General features: G+C 62.4%; 21 protein-coding genes. 11 read left to right on the plus strand and 10 right to left on the minus strand.

Features of this window, described 5'->3' with window-relative positions:
• Positions 1–29 precede the first annotated feature (29 nt).
• Positions 30–1,208, plus strand: coding sequence for an L-rhamnonate dehydratase (gene rhmD, locus PW947_RS14145; RefSeq protein ID WP_299632964.1), 1,179 nt, complete (start codon positions 30–32; stop codon positions 1,206–1,208).
• 38 nt (positions 1,209–1,246) lie between these two features.
• The gene (locus tag PW947_RS14150) at positions 1,247–2,029 is read left to right on the plus strand and encodes an SDR family NAD(P)-dependent oxidoreductase (protein WP_299632965.1); all 783 of its coding nucleotides are present in this window, start codon (positions 1,247–1,249) and stop codon (positions 2,027–2,029) included.
• An 11-nt stretch (positions 2,030–2,040) separates the two neighbouring features.
• Here PW947_RS14150 and PW947_RS14155 read toward each other — a convergent pair whose 3' ends face one another.
• Positions 2,041–3,045 carry a LysR family transcriptional regulator gene (locus PW947_RS14155; protein ID WP_299632966.1) on the minus strand — a complete coding sequence of 335 codons (1,005 nt, stop codon included), beginning with the start codon at positions 3,043–3,045 and terminating at the stop codon, positions 2,041–2,043.
• A 134-nt stretch (positions 3,046–3,179) separates the two neighbouring features.
• Between PW947_RS14155 and rhaM the strand changes: the two genes are divergently transcribed.
• The 6 genes from rhaM (at position 3,180) to rhaS (ending at position 9,182) form a co-directional block, all read left to right on the plus strand.
• Positions 3,180–3,503 (plus strand): L-rhamnose mutarotase, encoded by a 324-nt coding sequence (rhaM, locus tag PW947_RS14160; protein WP_299632967.1) that lies wholly within the window; start codon positions 3,180–3,182, stop codon positions 3,501–3,503.
• Between the two features lie 39 nt (positions 3,504–3,542).
• A complete protein-coding gene (locus tag PW947_RS14165) occupies positions 3,543–4,436 on the plus strand; it encodes an amidohydrolase family protein (protein ID WP_299632968.1) in 894 nt (297 codons plus the stop codon).
• Between the two features lie 71 nt (positions 4,437–4,507).
• The gene (locus tag PW947_RS14170) at positions 4,508–6,034 is read left to right on the plus strand and encodes a sugar ABC transporter ATP-binding protein (protein WP_299632969.1); all 1,527 of its coding nucleotides are present in this window, start codon (positions 4,508–4,510) and stop codon (positions 6,032–6,034) included.
• A complete protein-coding gene (locus PW947_RS14175) occupies positions 6,031–7,098 on the plus strand; it encodes an ABC transporter permease (protein ID WP_299632970.1) in 1,068 nt (355 codons plus the stop codon). Before PW947_RS14170 ends, PW947_RS14175 begins: the two co-directional genes overlap by 4 nt.
• Positions 7,091–8,098 carry an ABC transporter permease gene (locus PW947_RS14180; protein ID WP_299632971.1) on the plus strand — a complete coding sequence of 336 codons (1,008 nt, stop codon included), beginning with the start codon at positions 7,091–7,093 and terminating at the stop codon, positions 8,096–8,098. Before PW947_RS14175 ends, PW947_RS14180 begins: the two co-directional genes overlap by 8 nt.
• 76 nt (positions 8,099–8,174) lie before the next feature.
• On the plus strand, positions 8,175–9,182 hold the full coding sequence (gene rhaS, locus PW947_RS14185) for a rhamnose ABC transporter substrate-binding protein (protein WP_299632972.1): 1,008 nt from the start codon (positions 8,175–8,177) through the stop codon (positions 9,180–9,182).
• A 447-nt stretch (positions 9,183–9,629) separates the two neighbouring features.
• Here the strand turns inward: rhaS and infA are convergent, their stop codons facing one another.
• The 3 genes from infA to PW947_RS14200 all read right to left on the minus strand — a co-directional run bounded on the left by infA (position 9,630) and on the right by PW947_RS14200 (position 11,072).
• On the minus strand, positions 9,630–9,905 hold the full coding sequence (gene infA / locus PW947_RS14190) for a translation initiation factor IF-1 (RefSeq protein WP_035557988.1): 276 nt from the start codon (positions 9,903–9,905) through the stop codon (positions 9,630–9,632).
• Between the two features lie 30 nt (positions 9,906–9,935).
• Positions 9,936–10,217: a hypothetical protein gene (locus tag PW947_RS14195; RefSeq protein WP_299633308.1), complete on the minus strand. Its 282-nt coding sequence runs from the start codon at positions 10,215–10,217 to the stop codon at positions 9,936–9,938.
• 636 nt (positions 10,218–10,853) lie between these two features.
• Positions 10,854–11,072 carry a hypothetical protein gene (locus PW947_RS14200; protein WP_299632973.1) on the minus strand — a complete coding sequence of 73 codons (219 nt, stop codon included), beginning with the start codon at positions 11,070–11,072 and terminating at the stop codon, positions 10,854–10,856.
• 364 nt (positions 11,073–11,436) lie between these two features.
• Between PW947_RS14200 and PW947_RS14205 the strand changes: the two genes are divergently transcribed.
• Together PW947_RS14205 and PW947_RS14210 are read left to right on the plus strand one after the other, a co-directional pair.
• On the plus strand, positions 11,437–12,078 hold the full coding sequence (locus PW947_RS14205; RefSeq protein ID WP_299632974.1) for a PAS domain-containing protein: 642 nt from the start codon (positions 11,437–11,439) through the stop codon (positions 12,076–12,078).
• A gap of 60 nt (positions 12,079–12,138) precedes the next feature.
• On the plus strand, positions 12,139–12,336 hold the full coding sequence (locus PW947_RS14210; protein WP_299633309.1) for a DUF1653 domain-containing protein: 198 nt from the start codon (positions 12,139–12,141) through the stop codon (positions 12,334–12,336).
• Between the two features lie 30 nt (positions 12,337–12,366).
• Here PW947_RS14210 and PW947_RS14215 read toward each other — a convergent pair whose 3' ends face one another.
• Positions 12,367–12,666: a 2Fe-2S iron-sulfur cluster-binding protein gene (locus PW947_RS14215; protein WP_299632975.1), complete on the minus strand. Its 300-nt coding sequence runs from the start codon at positions 12,664–12,666 to the stop codon at positions 12,367–12,369.
• A gap of 195 nt (positions 12,667–12,861) precedes the next feature.
• Here PW947_RS14215 and PW947_RS14220 point away from each other — a divergent pair, with 195 nt between their 5' ends.
• Complete coding sequence (locus tag PW947_RS14220; RefSeq protein ID WP_299632976.1) at positions 12,862–13,152, plus strand: DUF1488 domain-containing protein; 291 nt, start codon at positions 12,862–12,864, stop codon at positions 13,150–13,152.
• A 91-nt stretch (positions 13,153–13,243) separates the two neighbouring features.
• Here the strand turns inward: PW947_RS14220 and PW947_RS14225 are convergent, their stop codons facing one another.
• From PW947_RS14225 to PW947_RS14245, 5 genes are all read right to left on the minus strand, one after another.
• Entirely contained in the window at positions 13,244–13,774 is a 531-nt protein-coding gene (locus PW947_RS14225) for a cytochrome b (protein WP_299632977.1), read from the minus strand.
• A gap of 200 nt (positions 13,775–13,974) precedes the next feature.
• On the minus strand, positions 13,975–15,276 hold the full coding sequence (locus PW947_RS14230; RefSeq protein ID WP_299632978.1) for an NCS2 family permease: 1,302 nt from the start codon (positions 15,274–15,276) through the stop codon (positions 13,975–13,977).
• Between the two features lie 71 nt (positions 15,277–15,347).
• A complete protein-coding gene (locus PW947_RS14235; protein ID WP_299632979.1) occupies positions 15,348–15,806 on the minus strand; it encodes a YaiI/YqxD family protein in 459 nt (152 codons plus the stop codon).
• A 315-nt stretch (positions 15,807–16,121) separates the two neighbouring features.
• On the minus strand, positions 16,122–16,373 hold the full coding sequence (locus tag PW947_RS14240; RefSeq protein ID WP_299632980.1) for a DUF4148 domain-containing protein: 252 nt from the start codon (positions 16,371–16,373) through the stop codon (positions 16,122–16,124).
• A 200-nt stretch (positions 16,374–16,573) separates the two neighbouring features.
• Positions 16,574–17,596, minus strand: coding sequence for an AraC family transcriptional regulator (locus PW947_RS14245; RefSeq protein ID WP_299632981.1), 1,023 nt, complete (start codon positions 17,594–17,596; stop codon positions 16,574–16,576).
• Between the last annotated feature and the right edge of the window lie 206 nt (positions 17,597–17,802).

The raw sequence follows: 17,802 nt of genomic DNA on the forward strand, positions 1-17,802 counted from the left end.
GTGCGCCGCACTCAAACGGAGTTGCTGATATGGCCATGCCTACCATCCGGCACGTGCGTGCCTTTACCGTCCGCGGCGGCGGCGCAGACTATCACGATCAACCCGGCGGTCACTGGATCGACGATCATATTTCGACGCCGATGGCGCGCTATCCCGAGTATCGTCAGAGCCGCCAGTCGTTCGGTATCAACGTGCTCGGCACGCTGGTCGTCGAGATCGAGGCGAGCGACGGCACGGTCGGTTTCGCGGTGACGACGGGCGGCGAGATCGGCGCGTTCATCGTCGAAAAACATCTCGCGCGTTTTCTCGAAGGGCAACTCGTCACCGACATCGAAAAGATGTGGGACCAGATGTACTTTTCGACGCTGTATTACGGTCGAAAAGGCGTCGTGCTGAACACGATTTCAGGCGTCGATCTCGCGCTGTGGGATCTGCTCGCGAAGGTCCGCAAGGAACCCGTGTATGCGCTGCTGGGCGGCCCCGTGCGCGACGAACTGACGTTCTACGCAACCGGCGCGCGTCCCGATCTCGCGAAGGACATGGGCTTTATCGGCGGCAAGCTGCCGCTGCAACACGGGCCTGCGGAAGGCGAAGCGGGTCTGAAGAAGAACCTCGCCAAACTCGCGGATATGCGCGACCGGGTCGGCCCGGATTTCTGGCTGATGCTCGACTGCTGGATGAGTCTCGACGTGCCGTATGCGACGCGTCTCGCGCAGGGCGCGCACGAACTCGGTCTGAAGTGGATCGAGGAATGTTTGCCGCCGGACGACTACTGGGGTTATGCCGAACTTCGCCGCAATGTACCGAAGGGCATGATGGTCTCGACCGGAGAACACGAAGCGACGCGTTGGGGTTTCCGGATGCTGCTGGAAATGCAGTGTTGCGATCTGATCCAGCCGGACGTCGGCTGGTGCGGCGGCATCACCGAACTGATCAAGATTTCCGCGCTTGCCGATGCGCATAACGTGATGGTCGTGCCGCATGGGTCGTCGGTGTACAGCTATCACTTCGTCGTCACGCGTCATAACTCGCCGTTTGCCGAGTTCCTGATGATGGCGCCGAAAGCCGATGAAGTCGTGCCGATGTTCACGCCGTTGCTGCTCGACGAACCCGTGCCCGTCAACGGCCGGATGAAAGTACCCGACACGCCGGGCTTCGGCGTGCGGCTCAATCCCGAGTGTGCGTTGACGCGACCTTATCCGCGCTGATACGGTTGTTCCCGAACCCATCACGCAAGGAGAGAGATGTGCTGCTCAAAGACAAGGCCGTGATCGTCACGGGCGGATCGCGCGGGATCGGTCGTGCGATCGCCGTTGCGTGCGCAGCCGAAGGCGCCGACGTCGCGATCAACTACTGGGGTGACAACGACGCCTCGTACGGACGACGCTCGGCGGTGGCTGAAGTGCTGGCGGAGATCGAAGGGTTGGGACGTCGTGCGATCGCCGTGGAAGGCAATGTCGCCGCGCACGAGACAGGCACCGAACTGGTTCGTCGGACAGTCGAGGCATTCGGCAAGGTGGACGTGCTCGCGAGCAATGCCGGCATCTGCCCGTTTCACGCGTTTCTCGACATGCCGCCCGCGATGCTCGAAGCCACGGTGTCGGTGAATCTGAACGGCGCGTTTTTCGTCACGCAGGCCGCCGCGAACCAGATGAAGAAGCAGGGCACGGGCGGCGCGATCGTCGCGACCAGTTCGATCAGCGCGTTAGTCGGCGGCGGCATGCAGACGCATTACACGCCGACCAAGGCCGGCGTGCATTCATTGATGCAGTCGTGCGCGATTGCGTTGGGACCGTACGGTATCCGCTGTAATTCGGTGATGCCCGGCACCATCGCGACGGATCTGAACGCCGACGATCTCGCCGATCCCGACAAGCAGGCGTACTTCGAAAAACGCATTCCGCTGGGCAGATTGGGCCGCCCCGACGACGTCGCGGATTGCGTGGTGTTTCTTGCGTCGGATCGCGCGCGCTATGTGACGGGTGCATCGTTGCTGGTCGACGGTGGTTTGTTCGTCAACCTGCAATGAACGGTAAGGCATCAGTGCGCGGACGCAGGCAGCGCTTCGGCGTTAGTCTTGCTGTGCGCACTGCTTGCCGGGTCGCGTGCGAGCGTGCGCGAAAATCCGCGCAGCAGCTCGATGAAATGCAGCGCGGGTTCGGCAAGCGGTTCGTTCTTGCGGGTCAGGATGCCGAAGCCGGCAAGGCTTTTACCGATCTCGACCGGCAGCGGCACCAGCAGTTTGCCGCGCACGTGATCGCGCACCACGGATTCCGGCAGCATCGCCACGGCGTCGTAGTTTTCGAGCAGTTGCAGCGTAGCGAAAATCGACGCGCATTCGGTCAGGTTGACAGGCGTTGCCAGACCCGCACGCGCGAGTTCTTCTTCGAACAGCGCGCGAGCCGGACTCGAAACCGGTTGCGCGACCCAAGGCCAGGCCATCAGTTCGGCGAGCGTGACGGTGTCGCGGGCGGCCAGCGGATGCACGGTGCGTACGACCAGCACCAGCGTTTCGCGCGCGAGCGGCTCGAAGCTAAAGTCGTTGTGTTGCAGTGGACTGGTCAGCCGTCCGAGCGCGAGATCGATTTCGCGGCGGTGCAGCAACTGGACGACCTGATCGCTGGTTTCGCCGAGAATGCGCACGTTGAGCAGCGGTCTTTCGGTTTTCAGCGAAGCGACGGCCATCGCAAGCAGGTCGGGCGCGGCGCCCATGATCGCGCCCACGGTCAGTTGCCCGTGGCCGCCTTTGCGTTTGACTTCGAGGTCTTCGGCGAAGCGCGTCAGTTCGGTCAGCGCGCGGCGCGCGTAAGCCAGCGTGACGGTGCCGAGTTGGGTGGGCTGCATGCCGCGCGCATTGCGCTCGAACAGCAGGAAGCCGAAGGCTTCCTCGATGTCGCCGAGCATCCGGCTGGCGCTCGGTTGCGCGACGTTGACGGCGTCGGCGGCCTGGTGCAGGTTGCGTGCATCGTCGAGCGCGACCAGCAGCGCAAGATGCTTGAATTTGAGCCGGTTGACGAGGGCAACGGTGGCGGAATTCTGGCTCATGGTGACGTGTCGCGATTCGGTTTCTGGATCGCCCAATCCCAACAACGGATTGAGTTGCTATCGGCTCCGCAAGTATAGTCGCTTCACACGCTCCACTCAGAGAGCACCCAAAACATGGTTGGAGACAGGCCGCAATGGAGACAATCGCTTTCCGGATGGTGCTCAACCCCGGCATGCGCGACGAATACGAGCGTCGCCACGCAGCCATCTGGCCGGAACTCGCCGACGCCTTGCACGAAGCAGGCGTGCGCGACTATCGCATCTTCCTCGATCCCGCCACGCATCATCTGTTCGCCGTGCTGACACGCACCGCCGATCACACGATGGACCGTCTGCCGCAGCAGGCGATCATGCGTAAATGGTGGGATTACATGGCCGACATCATGCAAACCGTCCCCGACCATTCGCCGGTGCAACAGGCACTCGAACCCGTCTTTCATCTGAAGTCGCCAGACTGATCTGGCGCGGTGCCACGACCAACGGACAAAGGAAGCGCCATGCAAGTCGTTGACGCACATATGCATCTGTGGGACCTGAACACGCATCACTATCCGTGGCTCGCGGAGCCGGGCGTATCGTTCGTCTGCGATGCGCGCGATCTGAAACACGATTACCTGATTACCGATCTGCTGCGCGACGCCGGCGAGATCGAAGTGCTGAAAGCCGTACACGTCGAAGCGAATCACGATCCTGTCGATCCGGTCGAAGAGACGCGCTGGTTGCAGGGTGTCGCAGGTGACGCCGCTTCGCGCGGGATGCCGAATGCGATCGTCGCCGCGGTGGATCTCGCTTCGCCGAATGCGGCGGAGATACTCGAAGCGCACGCTGCATTCGCGAATACGCGTGGCGTCCGGCAGATTCTCAATGTGCATGACAACCCGCTCTACGATTACATCGGCCGTCATCTGATGCGCGATACGTTGTGGCGCGAGCAGTTCGCGCTGTTGCGCCGTCACGATCTGTCGTTCGATCTGCAACTGTATCCGTCACAGATGGACGAGGCGGCCGCACTCGCGCATGCCAACGCGGATACGCAATTCATCGTGAATCATGCGGGCATGTTCGTGGACCGCAACAGCGTCGCCGGTTATCGCGCATGGCGCGACGGCATGCGCACGCTGGCCGCCTGTCCGAACGTGGCGGTGAAGATCGGCGGCTTCGGGATGCTCGATCACCGGTGGAGTGTCGAAAGCATCCGGCCATACGTGCTCGAAACCATCGATACATTTGGCGTCGAGCGCGCGATGTTCGCGTCGAACTTTCCGGTGGACCGGCTTTTCAGTACCTACGAGGACGTGTGGCGTGCGTATGCGGCGATCGTCGCCGATATGAGCGACGCGGAGAAAGACGCGCTGTTCCGGCGCAACGCCGAGCGTATTTACCGCATCTGAAGTAGGTCGACGCGGCGCGTCATCACGCTAGATACAGCGATAAAAGTAGCAGCACACGAAGGAGACACGGAGTGCAGCAATCAGCAACCCAACCCAGGCTCGAACTGCGCCACGCGAGCAAATCGTTTGGCCGGGTTCGCGCCCTGTCCGACGGCGACCTCGCGCTGTGGCCCGGCGAAGTTCACGCGTTGCTCGGCGAAAACGGCGCAGGCAAATCGACGCTCGTGAAAATTCTCGCGGGTGTCCATCAACCGGACGGCGGTGAACTTCTGGTGGATGGCGTGCCACGCCGCTTCGCCACACCCGCCGATGCACGCAATGCCGGTCTGGCCGTGATCTATCAGGAACCGACGCTGTTCTTCGATTTGTCGATCGCCGAAAACATTTTCATGGGCCGTCAGCCGGTCGATCGGATCGGGCGCATTCAATACGATTCAATGCGACGCGAAGTGGACGGTTTGCTCGCGTCGCTCGGCGTCGATCTGCGCGCGGATCAACCGGTGCGCGGACTGTCGATCGCGGATCAGCAGGTGATCGAAATCGCGAAGGCGTTATCGCTGAATGCGAACGTGCTGATTATGGACGAACCGACTGCCGCACTGTCGCTGACCGAAGTGGAACGGCTGTTCACGATCGTGCGAAAGCTGCGCGAACGCGATGTCGCGATTCTCTTCATCACGCACCGGCTCGACGAAGTCTTCGCGTTGACGCAGCGTGTGACGATCATGCGCGACGGCGCGAAAGTATTCGATGCGGCCACGGTCGACATGACTACGGAATCGATCGTCGCGAAGATGGTCGGGCGCGACCTTCAGACCTTCTATCCGAAGGCGAACGTGACGCCTGGCGAGGTGCGGCTGTCGGTGCGCGGACTGACGCGCGTCGGTGTATTCAAGGATATTTCGTTCGACGTGCGCGCCGGTGAAATCGTCGCGCTCGCCGGTCTGGTCGGTGCGGGGCGCAGCGAAGTGGCGCGCGCGATTTTCGGCATCGATCCGCTCGATTCCGGGGAAATCCGCTTGAGCGGCAAGCATCTGAAGCCGGGCAAACCCGCGGCGGCGGTGCGCGCCGGTCTCGCGCTGGTGCCGGAAGACCGTCGGCAGCAGGGGCTGGCGCTGGAGCTGAGCATCGCGCGCAATGCGTCGATGACCGTGCTCGGGCGGCTGGTGCGCCACGGGCTGATCTCGACGCGCAGCGAAACGGATCTCGCGCGGCATTGGGGCGAAAAGCTGCGTCTGAAAGCGGGCGATCCGGCCGCGCCGGTCGGCACCTTGTCGGGCGGTAACCAGCAGAAGGTCGTACTCGGCAAATGGCTCGCAACCGGGCCGAACGTGTTGATCATCGACGAGCCGACGCGCGGCATCGACGTCGGCGCGAAAGCCGAGGTTTACAGCGCGCTTGCCGAACTGGTTACGCAAGGCATGGCCGTGCTGATGATTTCGAGCGAGATGCCGGAAGTGCTAGGCATGGCCGACCGTGTGCTGGTGATGCACGAAGGGCGGATCAGCGCCGACATCGCGCGCAGCGAAGCCAACGAAGAGCGGATCATGAGCGCCGCGCTCGGACAATCGATTACTCCACTGGGGCACGCCGCATGATGCGCCACACTACGACTCATTCGCCGCCGCGCGCGCCGCTGAAACCGGCGCCTGTCAAACGCCAGGACCCGATGCCCGGCGGCGTGTTCGGCGTACTCGCCAAAAGCCGCGAAACTACCTTATTTCTGGTGCTGATCCTGCTGGTGGCCGGAACGGGACTCGCGAAGCCGCAGTTTCTGAATCTGCAGAATCTGCGCGACGTGCTGCTCAACGTGTCGATCATCGGTCTGCTGACGGCGGGTATGACGGTCGTGATCCTGATGCGCCATATCGATCTGTCGATCGGTTCGACGGTCGGGATCAGCGCGTACGCGGTCGGCAGTCTGTATGTCGCATTTCCGCAGATGCCGGTGATCGTCGCGCTGCTGGCGGGCATCGGAATCGGGCTCGTGGCGGGCGGTATCAACGCGGTGCTGGTCGCAGTAGGGCGGGTGCCGTCGCTGGTCGCCACGCTGTCCACGTTGTACATCTTTCGCGGCGCGGATTACGCGTGGGTTCACGGCGGACAGATCAACGCGACGAGCTTGCCCGATGCGTTTTCGCGACTCGGTTCGGGCTCGCTGTTCGGGATTCCGGCGCTCGCGTTGATCGCGGTCGTCGTGCTGACCGGACTTGCGATCTACCTGAAGCAGTTCCGCGGCGGACGTGAGCATTACGCGATTGGATCGAACCCGGAAGCGGCCCGTCTTGCGGGCGTGAACGTCGAGCGTCGCGTGATGGCGGGCTTTCTGTTGTCGGGCGCGATCGCGGGCTTTGCTGGAGCGTTGTGGCTTGCGCGCTTCGGCACCGTGGATGCCAGCACCGCGAAGGGCATCGAGCTTCAGGTCGTGGCGGCGGCGGTGGTCGGCAGCGTCGCGATTACGGGCGGCGTCGGCACGATTCTCGGCGCGACACTCGGTGCGCTGGTGCTCGGCGTGATCAGCATCGCGCTGGTCGTGCTGCACGTCTCGCCCTTCTGGGAACAGGCGATTCAAGGCGCGCTGATCGTCGCGGCAATTGCCGCCGACACGCTGCTCGCCCGTTCCGTCGCCAAACGCATGATAAGGAAACGCGATCATGGCTAAACCCGATTCCGCGCTGTTGACGCGCAAACGCGAAACCCCGTTGCAATGGGAAGTGCTGCTGGTGATCGTGCTGATCCTCGCACTCGGTCTGGGGCGCTGGCTGTCGCCGGTGTTTCTGACCGGCGCGAATCTCAGCAACGTCCTCGCCGATCTGACCGAAATCGCGTTGATGGCACTGCCGATGACATTGATCATCGTTGCGGCTGAAATCGATTTGTCGGTGGCATCGGTGCTCGGCGCGTCGAGCGCGTTGATGGGCGTGTTGTGGCACATGGGCTTGCCGATGCCGCTCGTGATCGTGCTGGTGATGGCTGCCGGCGCGTTTGCGGGGCTGCTGAACGGGCTGGTGATCGTCAAGCTGAACCTGCCCTCGCTCGCGGTGACGATCGGCACGCTGGCGCTGTTTCGCGGGCTGGCTTATGTGCTGCTCGGCGATCAGGCGGTCGCGGATTTTCCGCCCGCGTACACCGCATTCGGCATGGACACGCTCGGCTCGACTTTCCTTCCGTTGCCGTTCGTGATCGTGATCGTGTTCGCGGTGCTGTTCGTGGTGCTGCTGCAAGCCACCGCGTTCGGCCGCAGCCTGTATGCGATCGGCGCGAATCCGACCGCGGCGGCGTTCTCGGGCATCGAAGTCGCGAAGATCCGTTTGCGGCTGTTCGTGCTGTCGGGACTGATGAGCGCGATCGGCGGCATCATCTATACGCTGCGCTTCACCAGTGCTCGCGGCGACAACGGCGAGGGCTTCGAGTTGTCGGTGATCGCAGCCGTGCTGTTTGGCGGTGTGAGCATCTTCGGCGGACGCGGTTCGATGATCGGCGTGTTGCTGTCGCTGCTGATTATCGGCGTGCTGAAAAATGCGCTGACGCTCGACGACGTATCGAGCGAAACGCTGACCATCGTGACCGGCGTGTTGCTGCTCGCGTCGGTGCTGATTCCGAATCTGGTCGCGCGATATCGCGCGATGCGCGACCGGCGGTTTATCGCGAAGTCCGCATGATTTCGCCTGTTTCATAGACGTTCCAGTCAACACACCCGGACGCTCGATCGTCCTAATACAAGCAAGGAGACACGTCATGTTCAAACCTTTGAGGCGCGTGGGCACGCTGACGCTGTGCGCCGCACTGCTCGGCGCAAGCGCGCTGGCCAGTGCCGCGGACATCAAGAGCGGCCTGAAAGTCGCGTTCGTGCCGAAGCAGATCAACAACCCGTACGAAGTGATCGCCGATAACGGCGGCATGGCCGCGATCAAGGACTTCGGCGGCGTCGGCAAGGTTGTCGGTCCGTCGGATGCGGGCGCATCGTCACAGGTGCAATACATCAACACGCTGACCACGCAGCGGCAGGACGCGATCGTGATTGCCGCGAACGATGCGAACGCGCTGGTGCCGTATCTGAAGAAGGCGATGGCGCAAGGCATCAAGGTCGTCACGTTCGACTCCGATACCGCGCCGGATGGCCGTCAACTGTTCGTGAATCAGGCGGATGCGGAGAGCATCGGGCGTGGCCAGATTCAGCTCGTGTCGAAGCTGATCGGCGGCGAAGGCGAATTCGCGATCCTGTCCGCGACGCCGAACGCGACCAATCAGAACACGTGGATCAAGTGGATGCAGGAAGAGTTGAAAAAGCCCGAGTATTCGAAGATGAAGCTCGTGAAAATCGCGTACGGCAACGATGACGATCAAAAGTCGTTCGTCGAGACGCAGGGCTTGTTGCAGGCCTATCCGAACCTGAAGGCGATCGTTGCGCCTACATCTGTGGGCATCGCTGCGGCGGCGCGCTATATCTCGACCTCGTCGAGCAAGGGCAAGGTCGCGGTGACGGGGCTCGGCACGCCGAACCAGATGCGTGCGTTCGTGAAGAACGGCACCGTCAAGGCGTTCCAGTTGTGGGATCCGGGTCAACTCGGCTACCTCGCGGCGTACGCAGCGGCGAACCTCGCGTCGGGCACGATCACGGGCAAGGAAGGCGAGTCGTTCGAGGCGGGCAAGCTCGGCAAACGGACGATCGGTCCGAAGGGCGAAGTCATTCTCGGACCGCCGACCACCTTCGATTCGAGCAATATCGACAACTTCAATTTCTGAAGCGACGCAAAGTGACGCCGAACAGCGTCGCCGGAATGAAAAAAGCCCGCAATTTGCGGGCTTTTTTCTCGTATGCGCGACGCGCATGGGTGGATCCATGCGCACAGCTCATGCGTGGATTGCGCGAATGCGTCGCGCAGATCGGAAATGTGGGAGCGGTGTACGCACCGGGGCAGGGGTTACGCAAGTTCCATCTGCAGGAGAAGGAGGCCCACATGCCCCCGGCGCCAGCGTAGACGACCGGCTGGCGCGAGATGGACGGGGGATCGAGCGAGAGAGTCCCGGCACCGGGACCGGGCACCTGCGCGCAATCGTGCGACAGCAGATGCAACAACGCACGAGCGCCAGAAAAGCGCCCGCGGATGGATGCGGCGAACAGAAAACGGAGCGTTCAAGCCCGCCAGGCGCTTCCGTCATACCTCCGACGGCCTGCGCCACATCGCCGTTTTAACGGCGACGGAATTGCGAATTGTTGCGTGCGCCGCCACCACCGGAAGCGCGCTCGTCCTTGTGACGGAAGTTGATCCGTCCTTTGGTCAGGTCATAGACCGACAGTTCGAGCGTCACACGGTCGCCCGCCAGAATACGGATGTGATTCTTACGCATACGGCCCGACGCATACGCGCCAACCACGACGCCGTTATCGAGCGTCACGCGGTAGCGGCTGTCCGGCAAAACTTCGTCGACGATACCGTCTAGTTCAAGCAGTTCTTCTTTCGCCATGCATAACTCCTGGTCGATGGGATCAAGCCATTAAAGATCGGCGACCGACTGGCCTTCAACGCGGCCGTCGATCAGTTGTTCTGCGTGCGCCATGCAGGCGATGCGCGCCTTGCCGGTGCCGTCGAACGGTAAAAAGTACTGTAGGCGAAACACGCGGCCATCGGCAGCAGGGTTTGCGCCAACGCGGCAGATACGCACGGATGCGTCATAGCCTGCGTCTGCGTTGCGGCCCGTCGTACCGTCCGCCGGGCGGCGCGGATAAACGAGCGGGTGAATCTCGAAGCCCTTATAGGTCTTGACAACTGGAATCATGTACACGTCCTGTAATGCGAACCGCCGCACCTCGCGATCGACGCGTGGTGCGGCAGACCCGGCGGCGCAGCACCTGTGGGGCGCACCGTCACGGAAAAAGATTGGCGCAGGCCGATTTCGAGGCCAAAGCGCAGCCGCGCAAAGTCGCGGAGTGATTGGAGAAGAAAAACACGCTGATGTCGCGCGGACACCGTACGCATGCAAATGCACTACTCGCGACGGCGAATGCGCACGGCGCATTGCCGGGGTGACGGGACCGCCGGCAAGCGGTGGTCGAACAGTCGGGGGCGGTGCGGAGAACCGATTGATGCTGCCGATACTGCAAATGCACAGATGCGGGGAACAGCTATTCCAATATGATGCACTAAATGGGACTTTTTGGATAGCGGAAAGTGCCAACGGCGCGTTGCCTGACGAGCAACAACGCGTAATAGCGAGACAGCCAGGATATCGCCCGTGAAGGCCGAACACGGGCGCACAAAGGCGCTGACAGCGGGTTCGACGACGGTTTGGACGCGATCGCCAATCGCCGGGCACCGGATGAGATGCTGGGCGGTTTTGCCGGTCACGCGGGCACACGAAGCCCAAGCGCCAGCCGTCGCGTCACGCGCGTGCGTGTTAAAACGCTAGTGCGCGTTACCGCGTCACTTCCGCGACGCGCTTCTTCAGTTCGCGCGACGCCGCGAGCGGAATGCGGGCGTCATCCCACGACGCAAGCCATTCGACTTCCTTCGACGTAAAAATCTGGCCGTGATTGCGCAGCGTGTACTGCAACGAGTCGATGATGTGATTGCGGATGATTTCGGGCGTGCCTTCGTCGTCAAGCACGGCACGCAATGCTTCGAGCGTGGCCATTCGTAGCTCCGTGGGGTAGAGCGTCCGTTATCGCATGTCAAAAAATCGTGTGCCACGCGCCAAAATTCGGTGTTGGAAAACACCGACGGTCTCGCGCCAGTGCGGCTTAGCGACCCACGTGCGCCGTCGTCGGGTGCGCACTGCGGCTTACACTGATGTGCTCCCGTTCGCGCGGGTTTTGCGTCGGCGGCCCGTGTTTTTCTTGACCGCCGATTCGCCCGATGGAAGGATGCGAACTCGGCTGCGGTCCGGCCCCGCTGAAAGTGGGCGCGCCGGCCGCGCGAGCCGCTGAACTTACGCCATCGCGCGTTGCCGTCCGGAAAGGCGGCGCGTGACGGTTTCTCCAAGGTGTTGCGAATCCCCGATGCGCAAGAAAAAAGCTTCCCCCGTCACCGATTTGCTGCTCGATCGCTACGCGCCGATCGCGGATGGCATTGCCGCGCTGTTTTTCCCGTACGCGGAAGTGGTGATCCACGATTTGCATGACCAGACCGTGGTGTATCTGGCGAACAATCTGTCGAAACGTGAGATCGGTGACGATTCCGCTCTCGAAGAAATCGACGCGTCCGCCGACGAACGCGTGATCGGACCTTACGAAAAACTCAATTGGGACGGTCGCCGGATGCGTTGCGTCAGCAATGTGTTATTCGACGACGCCGGCAAAGCGGCCGGCATGATGTGCATTAACTTCAATATTGCCGTATTCGACGACGTGCGCACCACACTCGATCTTTTTATCAAAGGAACGGGGATTGGCACAAAGCCGGAAGAACTCTTTCGAGACGACTGGCAGGACCGGATCAACACGTTTCTGCACGGTTGGTTGCGCGAGCGCCAGATCGGCCTGAATTCGCTGACACGCGAACACAAGCGGGAGATCGTCGAGGCGCTGCATGCGGAAGGCGCGTTTCGCGGCAAGAGTTCGGCCAATTATGTCGCGGCGGTTTTGACTATGGGCCGTGCGACCGTTTATAAACATCTGAAACAGATGAAAGAGCACGGCTGAATCACGGATTCAAACCGCGCGCATCAACCAGATCATTTAACCGACATATTAAAAAGGACAATCAACGTGCAATACCGGCATTACAAGGGCGGCATTTACGAATTTATCTGCGAAGCGACACTGGAATCCGATCCGGATATCACGATGATCGTCTATCGTGCGGCGAACGGCTCGATCTGGACCCGTCCGTCGACAGTGTTTTTCGAGGAAATCGACGTGAACGGCGTCAAGCAACCGCGCTTCGCCGCGATCGGCTAAACCGCTAAACCACTTCGGCCGGCCCATCCGCTAGATTTCAACCGCGTCGGGCACGTCGAGCACCAGATCGGCCTGCGCAATCGCCACGCACGGCAGGATCAGGCCTTCGGCCTTTTCCTCGCGCGTGAGTCCCGGCCATTCGATCGTATATTTCACCTCGCCGCTGACCATCTTGCACAGACAGGTGCGGCACGTGCCGTTACGGCACGAACGCGGCAGCCGCAGATTCGCGAAACCGGCCGCTTCGAGGATCGTCAGCGAATCCGGCGCGTCGAAGCTGCGACCCAGCGGTTCGACGCGAACGGTGAAACTGGAAGGTGATGTGTCCATGATCCGGATCGTAATTCATCGCGCGCGCGAGGAAAACTTGCGGCGCGCTGCAACTCGTCTAAAGTGAATAAATTCAGCGGTGCGCAACGCAATATGCGTTCGTCGCTGAACCAGCCCGCGCCTGCGATAACACCGGAGGCAAGTTCACATCAGGCACGCGCGGCCTCTACCACGGGTCCACTGAAGGCGAATCCCATGCAGATCAATTTCCCGAACGAAACTCCTGCGTACTCGGAGTACGAACTGACGCTGGCTTTTCCGGCGCTCGTGGATGGAGAGAGGGTGGAATGCATGATCACCGCCGAGGCGCTCGAGGACCATTACGGCGCGGCATCGCCGCGTCTCGAAGACATGGTCGATGCGTTCGATGCGCATCGTGAGCGGATCGAAGCCGCGACCCGCAGGCTGCTGTCGGAAACGCGCGCGCAATGCCTGGTGTTGCGCAGCGGCTATGTGCGCTTTTACGAGGCGAACTGGCGCAACTGAGCGGACGCAATTGATCTGACGGAACACAACCGGCTACGGATGCCGCGGCAGACGCCGGCGGCGCGTGGTCGGGCGTCGCTCGTCCCGCGATTCAGATCATCCGTCGCAAGGTTTTGTCCTGGAATATCACGTGATGGCCGATCGCGGCCAGCGCGTGCAGCCCGATCACCCAATAGAACGCATTGCCTATCCACACGTGCGCCGTTTTCAGCAACGGCCGCGCAATCGCGTCCGCGCCGACCAGCGTCACGTTCAGATTCAGCCACGCGAGCGTCACCGGATGCCCGCCGGTATTGACCATCAGAATGCCGAGCAAGGGTTGCGCGAAGATAAACACGTACAACGCCAGATGCACGACGCGCGCGAGAAACTTCAGCACCGGCGCGCCGGGCACGTCGGCGGGGGCGCCCGCCCATAAGCGCCACACCAGCCGCAGAACCGCCAGCGACAGCACCAGCGTCCCCGCCCAGAAGTGGATCGCGGTCCAGAACGTCCGGCTGTCGGTGCCTTTCGGGCCGCGAATCTCGATTGCCAGATACGCGAGCGCGATCAGAACGACCACGACCCAATGGAAGAACACGGCAGGCTTCGAATAACGTTCCGGTGCGCGGCTCATGGACATACGGGAACTCCGGGTGGGCGAAGCATCGATCGGATGACGCCGGGGTGGCGTCATTGATCGGATGATAAGCGCCGCGCAGCGCGCGCGGCGTGGGCTATGCCACTATTTTCCGCGCGAGCGCGACGCCGTGCGAAATCCGGTGACGTCGAAAGCAGGAGCTCGACGCAGACTTGCGCTGCGTCGTCCGGACAGCGGCGGTTTTAGTCCGCGCCGAGATAGAAATAACGGAACAGGAAGACCGCCGCGATGATCCAGACCACCAGTTTCACCTGGCGCGCGCGGCCGGTCAGCAGCTTCAGTCCGGCATACGAGATAAAGCCGAACGCGACGCCGTTCGCAATCGAGTACGTGAACGGCATCAGCAGCGCGGTCAGCGCGGCCGGCACGACTTCCGTCGCGTCGTCCCACGGCAGATCGACCATTTCGCGCAGCATCAGGCACGAGACATACAGCAGCGCGGGCGCGGTTGCGTAACCCGGCACCACGCCGGCCAGCGGCGCGAAGAACAGCGCCGCGAGAAACAGCACCGCAACCGTCACGGCGGTCACGCCGGTGCGGCCGCCCGCCTGCACGCCCGACGCGCTTTCGATAAACGCCGTCGTCGACGACGTGCCGAGCATCGAGCCCGCGAGAATCGCGGTGCTGTCGGCCAGCAACGCGCGATTCAGGCGATGCAGCTTGCCTTCGACCAGCAAGCCGGCGCGATTGGCGACACCCATCAGCGTGCCGGTCGCGTCGAACAGTTCGACGAGGAAAAACACCAGCACGACGTTCAGAATGCCGCTCGACAGTGCGCCCTTGATGTCGAGTTGGAACAGTGTCGGCGAAATCGACGGCGGTGCGGACACGATGCCGTGAAACTGGTTGCCGCCGAAGAAAAAGCTCAGCACCGTCACGCCGACGATGCCGATCAGGATCGCGCCGCGCACGCGCAGGCAGTCGAGCGTGACGATCGCGAAGAAACCGATGATCGCGAGAATCACGTGCGGGTCGTGCAGATTGCCGAGCGTGACGAGCGTAGCCGGATTGCCGACCACGATGCCCGCGGTCTTCAGCGAGATGATCGCCAGGAATAGCCCGATACCGCCGGTGATTGCGATGCGGATCGAATGCGGAATGCCGTTGACGATCACTTCGCGCACGCGGAACAGCGTCACGAGCATGAACAGGCAGCCGGAAATGAACACGGCGCCGAGCGCGGCTTGCCACGTAAAGCCCATTCCCTTGACGACCGTGTACGCGAAATACGCGTTCAGGCCCATGCCCGGCGCGCACGCGATCGGATAGTTCGCGTAGAGGCCCATGATCAGCGACGCCAGCGCCGCGACGAGGCAGGTCGCCACGAACACCGATTCTTTCGGCATGCCGGCGTCGCCGAGAATCGCGGGGTTGACGAAGATGATGTAGGCCATCGTCAGGAAAGTGGTGAGGCCGGCAAGCACTTCGGTGCGTAGCGTGGTGCCGGCTTCATCGAAGCCGAAATAACGGGTCAGGGCTTTCATGGAGTCTCTCGACGTTCTTGAGTTGCTTTGTTGTAGTGAATCGGTGTGACGGGTGTGCGTGTGTCCGATGACTATCCGGCCGGACGCGGCTGGCGAGCCAGAAAGCGATCGAGTTCGCCGGCGAACACTTTGGTGTCGCGCTGGCTGAACGGGTCTGGACCGCCGGTATCGACGCCGCTGCCGCGCAACTGGTCGAGCATCGCGCGCATGCGCAGACGTTCCTCGATCGTGCCGGGGCTGTACCAGTTGCCGCGCGGGTCGAGCGCGTGCGCGTGCTTTTCGAGCACGGCGGCGGCCAGCGGGATGTCGGCGGTGATGACGAGGTCGCCCGCGACCACGCGTTCGGCGATCAGCGCGTCGGCGACATCGGCGCCGGCGGGCACCTGGATCGCGCGGATCAGCGGCGACGGCGGCACGCGCAGGAACTGGTTCGCGACCAGCGTCACCGCGATGCCGGTGCGCCGAGCCGCGCGGTACAGCATGTCCTTCACCACGACCGGACAGGCGTCGGCGTCTACCCAGATTTGCATTGTTGCGGCTTCCGGTATCGAAGGGGCGAGATGATACCTTGCCAGCGCGCGCGGCGGTGCGGCAAGCGAATTTCGTAAGCTGGAAAGAAAAGCGAGGGAAAGGCGTGCTTTCGAGGTTGAAAGCCGGTGTTGGTCGCACGAAAGCGAAAGATGCGGTGGCTTTGGGAGATGCCGGAACGCAAAACGCGGAGTTGCGTAAAAACGGGCAAAGCGACGCCTGCCACCGTTGCGGCGGCTACCGCGTCCGGCGCGAGTGCGCGCCGGAGGGCGGCGTCAGACTAGGACACCATGCGACGAATCGCACACTGCGTGCAATTACTGCTGGACGACGCCTTGCATCCGCTGTGCGGCGACGATGCGGCCGGCGCGCTGCGCATTTTCCGGATAGTCGATCCAGTCGAGCGGATCGTAGCCTGCCTTACGCCATTCGACGAGATCGGCTTTCACTTGAGCGCGCGTCTTCGGCGCGGACGAGTCGTAAGGCTGCGCGGTGCTTTGCGCAAACGCGGAAGTTAAACAGCAGGCGCCGACGAGGGCACCCAGAACAACGCGATATGCAACTTTCATGGCGGGGCTCCTGTGGCGAAAGCTTCTGAAGTAACTACTGGAAAACCCCTATATTTTAGGAATTGCCGCGCTATTTTGATAGGTATATATCTACAACGGTTTGTTGCGGCCCTCGCAAAATTGTTGCGATTTGCGCAATAGACGACCTTTTCGGCCGGCGGCGGTCGGCGCGCAACGGCCGCGGGGCGGCCTCGGACGCGTTAAATCCCCGGGCGCGCGTGCGCCAGCCGGTAGTCGCCCGGCCGCACGCCGGTCCATTTGCGAAACGCACGATGGAACGCGCTTGGTTCCGCGAAGCCGACTTGCGCGGCGATTTCCGCCAGCGTTTTCGTGCCGTGCTCCAGTTCGTCGATGGCGATGTCGCGGCGCAAGTCGTCCTTGATCGACTGATACGTGAAGCCTTCCTGCTTCAGGCGCCGCCGCATCGTGGCCTGCGCGAGATGAAGCTGTTCCGCTATCTGATCGGCGGCGGGCCACGCGGCCATCGGCAAGCCGCGCAGCGTCTTGCGAACCTGCGCGGCCAGCGAGCCCGGATTGCGATATTTGACGACGAAATTGCCCGGCGCATGCCGCAAAAACGCCTTCACGGAGCGGCTTGTCTCAATCACCGGCAACTCCAGAAATGCGGGCGACAGATCGACATACGATTCTTCGTGGCCGAATGCCATATCGTCGCAAAACATCAACCGGTATTCATGCGCGGCGGGCGGCGCGGCACAGCGAAAACGCGCCTCGATCAGCGGAATACGTCGTCCGACCAGCCAGCAGACAAGGCCGTAGACCAGGATGAAATAAGTGGCATACGCGAACATCGTGGGCAACGGCGTGCCGTCGCGATGCGCGAACGTGATCCGCACGCGGTCGCGTTGCGGCGCGATCTGCGCGGACAGGTCGTCGAGCACGAGCCGCATGAAACCGACCGCGCGCGCGAGCGCCTGCGCGCCGGTGCGCGCGGTCAGCGCGGCGCGCGTCATCGCGATGAAGCTGCCGCTGCGCATCGGATGCGAATCCTGGCCGAAAAACTCGTCGTCCAGCGCCCGGGCAATTCCTGCCCACAGCGCGCCGTACTGCGCCGAGCTGACGCGGCTGTCGGGCGACGCGGCGAGCGCGGCCGCGATGCCGGTCGCGTCGATCAGCGGCGCCACGTCGAGACCGCGCCCGGCGGCCAGCGCGAGCGTTTCTTCGACCAGCGAGATGGAGATGGTGCCGCGCGTGGAAGACATTCGCTGAATTTCCCTGGTTAGCGCGGTCGCGCGACGGCGATGCGCCTGTCGTGGCAAACGCGCTCAGTGTTTACCGCAATTCGCAGCTCGACAAACCGCACCCGAGTGCCGTCTATCAAGCGATTGGTCGATTCTATGGCAAATAAGCTCATTGAGATTGATCGGCCTGAGCATTCTAGCCACGTCGCGGCTTGCCTAAACTCGAA

Source organism: Paraburkholderia sp., from assembly GCF_028283785.1.
In the GTDB taxonomy this organism is placed as follows: domain Bacteria; phylum Pseudomonadota; class Gammaproteobacteria; order Burkholderiales; family Burkholderiaceae; genus Paraburkholderia.

Bases quoted from the DNA above. Each gene is read 5' to 3' on its own strand.
- rhmD (WP_299632964.1), top strand. From the start codon at position 30: ATGGCCATGCCTACCATCCGGCACGTGCGTGCCTTTACCGTCCGCGGC.
- PW947_RS14155 (WP_299632966.1), bottom strand. From the start codon at position 3,045: ATGAGCCAGAATTCCGCCACCGTTGCCCTCGTCAACCGGCTCAAATTC.
- rhaM (WP_299632967.1), top strand. From the start codon at position 3,180: ATGGAGACAATCGCTTTCCGGATGGTGCTCAACCCCGGCATGCGCGAC.
- PW947_RS14165 (WP_299632968.1), top strand. From the start codon at position 3,543: ATGCAAGTCGTTGACGCACATATGCATCTGTGGGACCTGAACACGCAT.
- PW947_RS14175 (WP_299632970.1), top strand. From the start codon at position 6,031: ATGATGCGCCACACTACGACTCATTCGCCGCCGCGCGCGCCGCTGAAA.
- PW947_RS14180 (WP_299632971.1), top strand. From the start codon at position 7,091: ATGGCTAAACCCGATTCCGCGCTGTTGACGCGCAAACGCGAAACCCCG.
- rhaS (WP_299632972.1), top strand. From the start codon at position 8,175: ATGTTCAAACCTTTGAGGCGCGTGGGCACGCTGACGCTGTGCGCCGCA.
- infA (WP_035557988.1), bottom strand. From the start codon at position 9,905: ATGGCGAAAGAAGAACTGCTTGAACTAGACGGTATCGTCGACGAAGTT.
- PW947_RS14195 (WP_299633308.1), bottom strand. From the start codon at position 10,217: ATGATTCCAGTTGTCAAGACCTATAAGGGCTTCGAGATTCACCCGCTC.
- PW947_RS14200 (WP_299632973.1), bottom strand. From the start codon at position 11,072: ATGGCCACGCTCGAAGCATTGCGTGCCGTGCTTGACGACGAAGGCACG.
- PW947_RS14205 (WP_299632974.1), top strand. From the start codon at position 11,437: ATGCGCAAGAAAAAAGCTTCCCCCGTCACCGATTTGCTGCTCGATCGC.
- PW947_RS14215 (WP_299632975.1), bottom strand. From the start codon at position 12,666: ATGGACACATCACCTTCCAGTTTCACCGTTCGCGTCGAACCGCTGGGT.
- PW947_RS14220 (WP_299632976.1), top strand. From the start codon at position 12,862: ATGCAGATCAATTTCCCGAACGAAACTCCTGCGTACTCGGAGTACGAA.
- PW947_RS14225 (WP_299632977.1), bottom strand. From the start codon at position 13,774: ATGTCCATGAGCCGCGCACCGGAACGTTATTCGAAGCCTGCCGTGTTC.
- PW947_RS14230 (WP_299632978.1), bottom strand. From the start codon at position 15,276: ATGAAAGCCCTGACCCGTTATTTCGGCTTCGATGAAGCCGGCACCACG.
- PW947_RS14235 (WP_299632979.1), bottom strand. From the start codon at position 15,806: ATGCAAATCTGGGTAGACGCCGACGCCTGTCCGGTCGTGGTGAAGGAC.
- PW947_RS14240 (WP_299632980.1), bottom strand. From the start codon at position 16,373: ATGAAAGTTGCATATCGCGTTGTTCTGGGTGCCCTCGTCGGCGCCTGC.
- PW947_RS14245 (WP_299632981.1), bottom strand. From the start codon at position 17,596: ATGTCTTCCACGCGCGGCACCATCTCCATCTCGCTGGTCGAAGAAACG.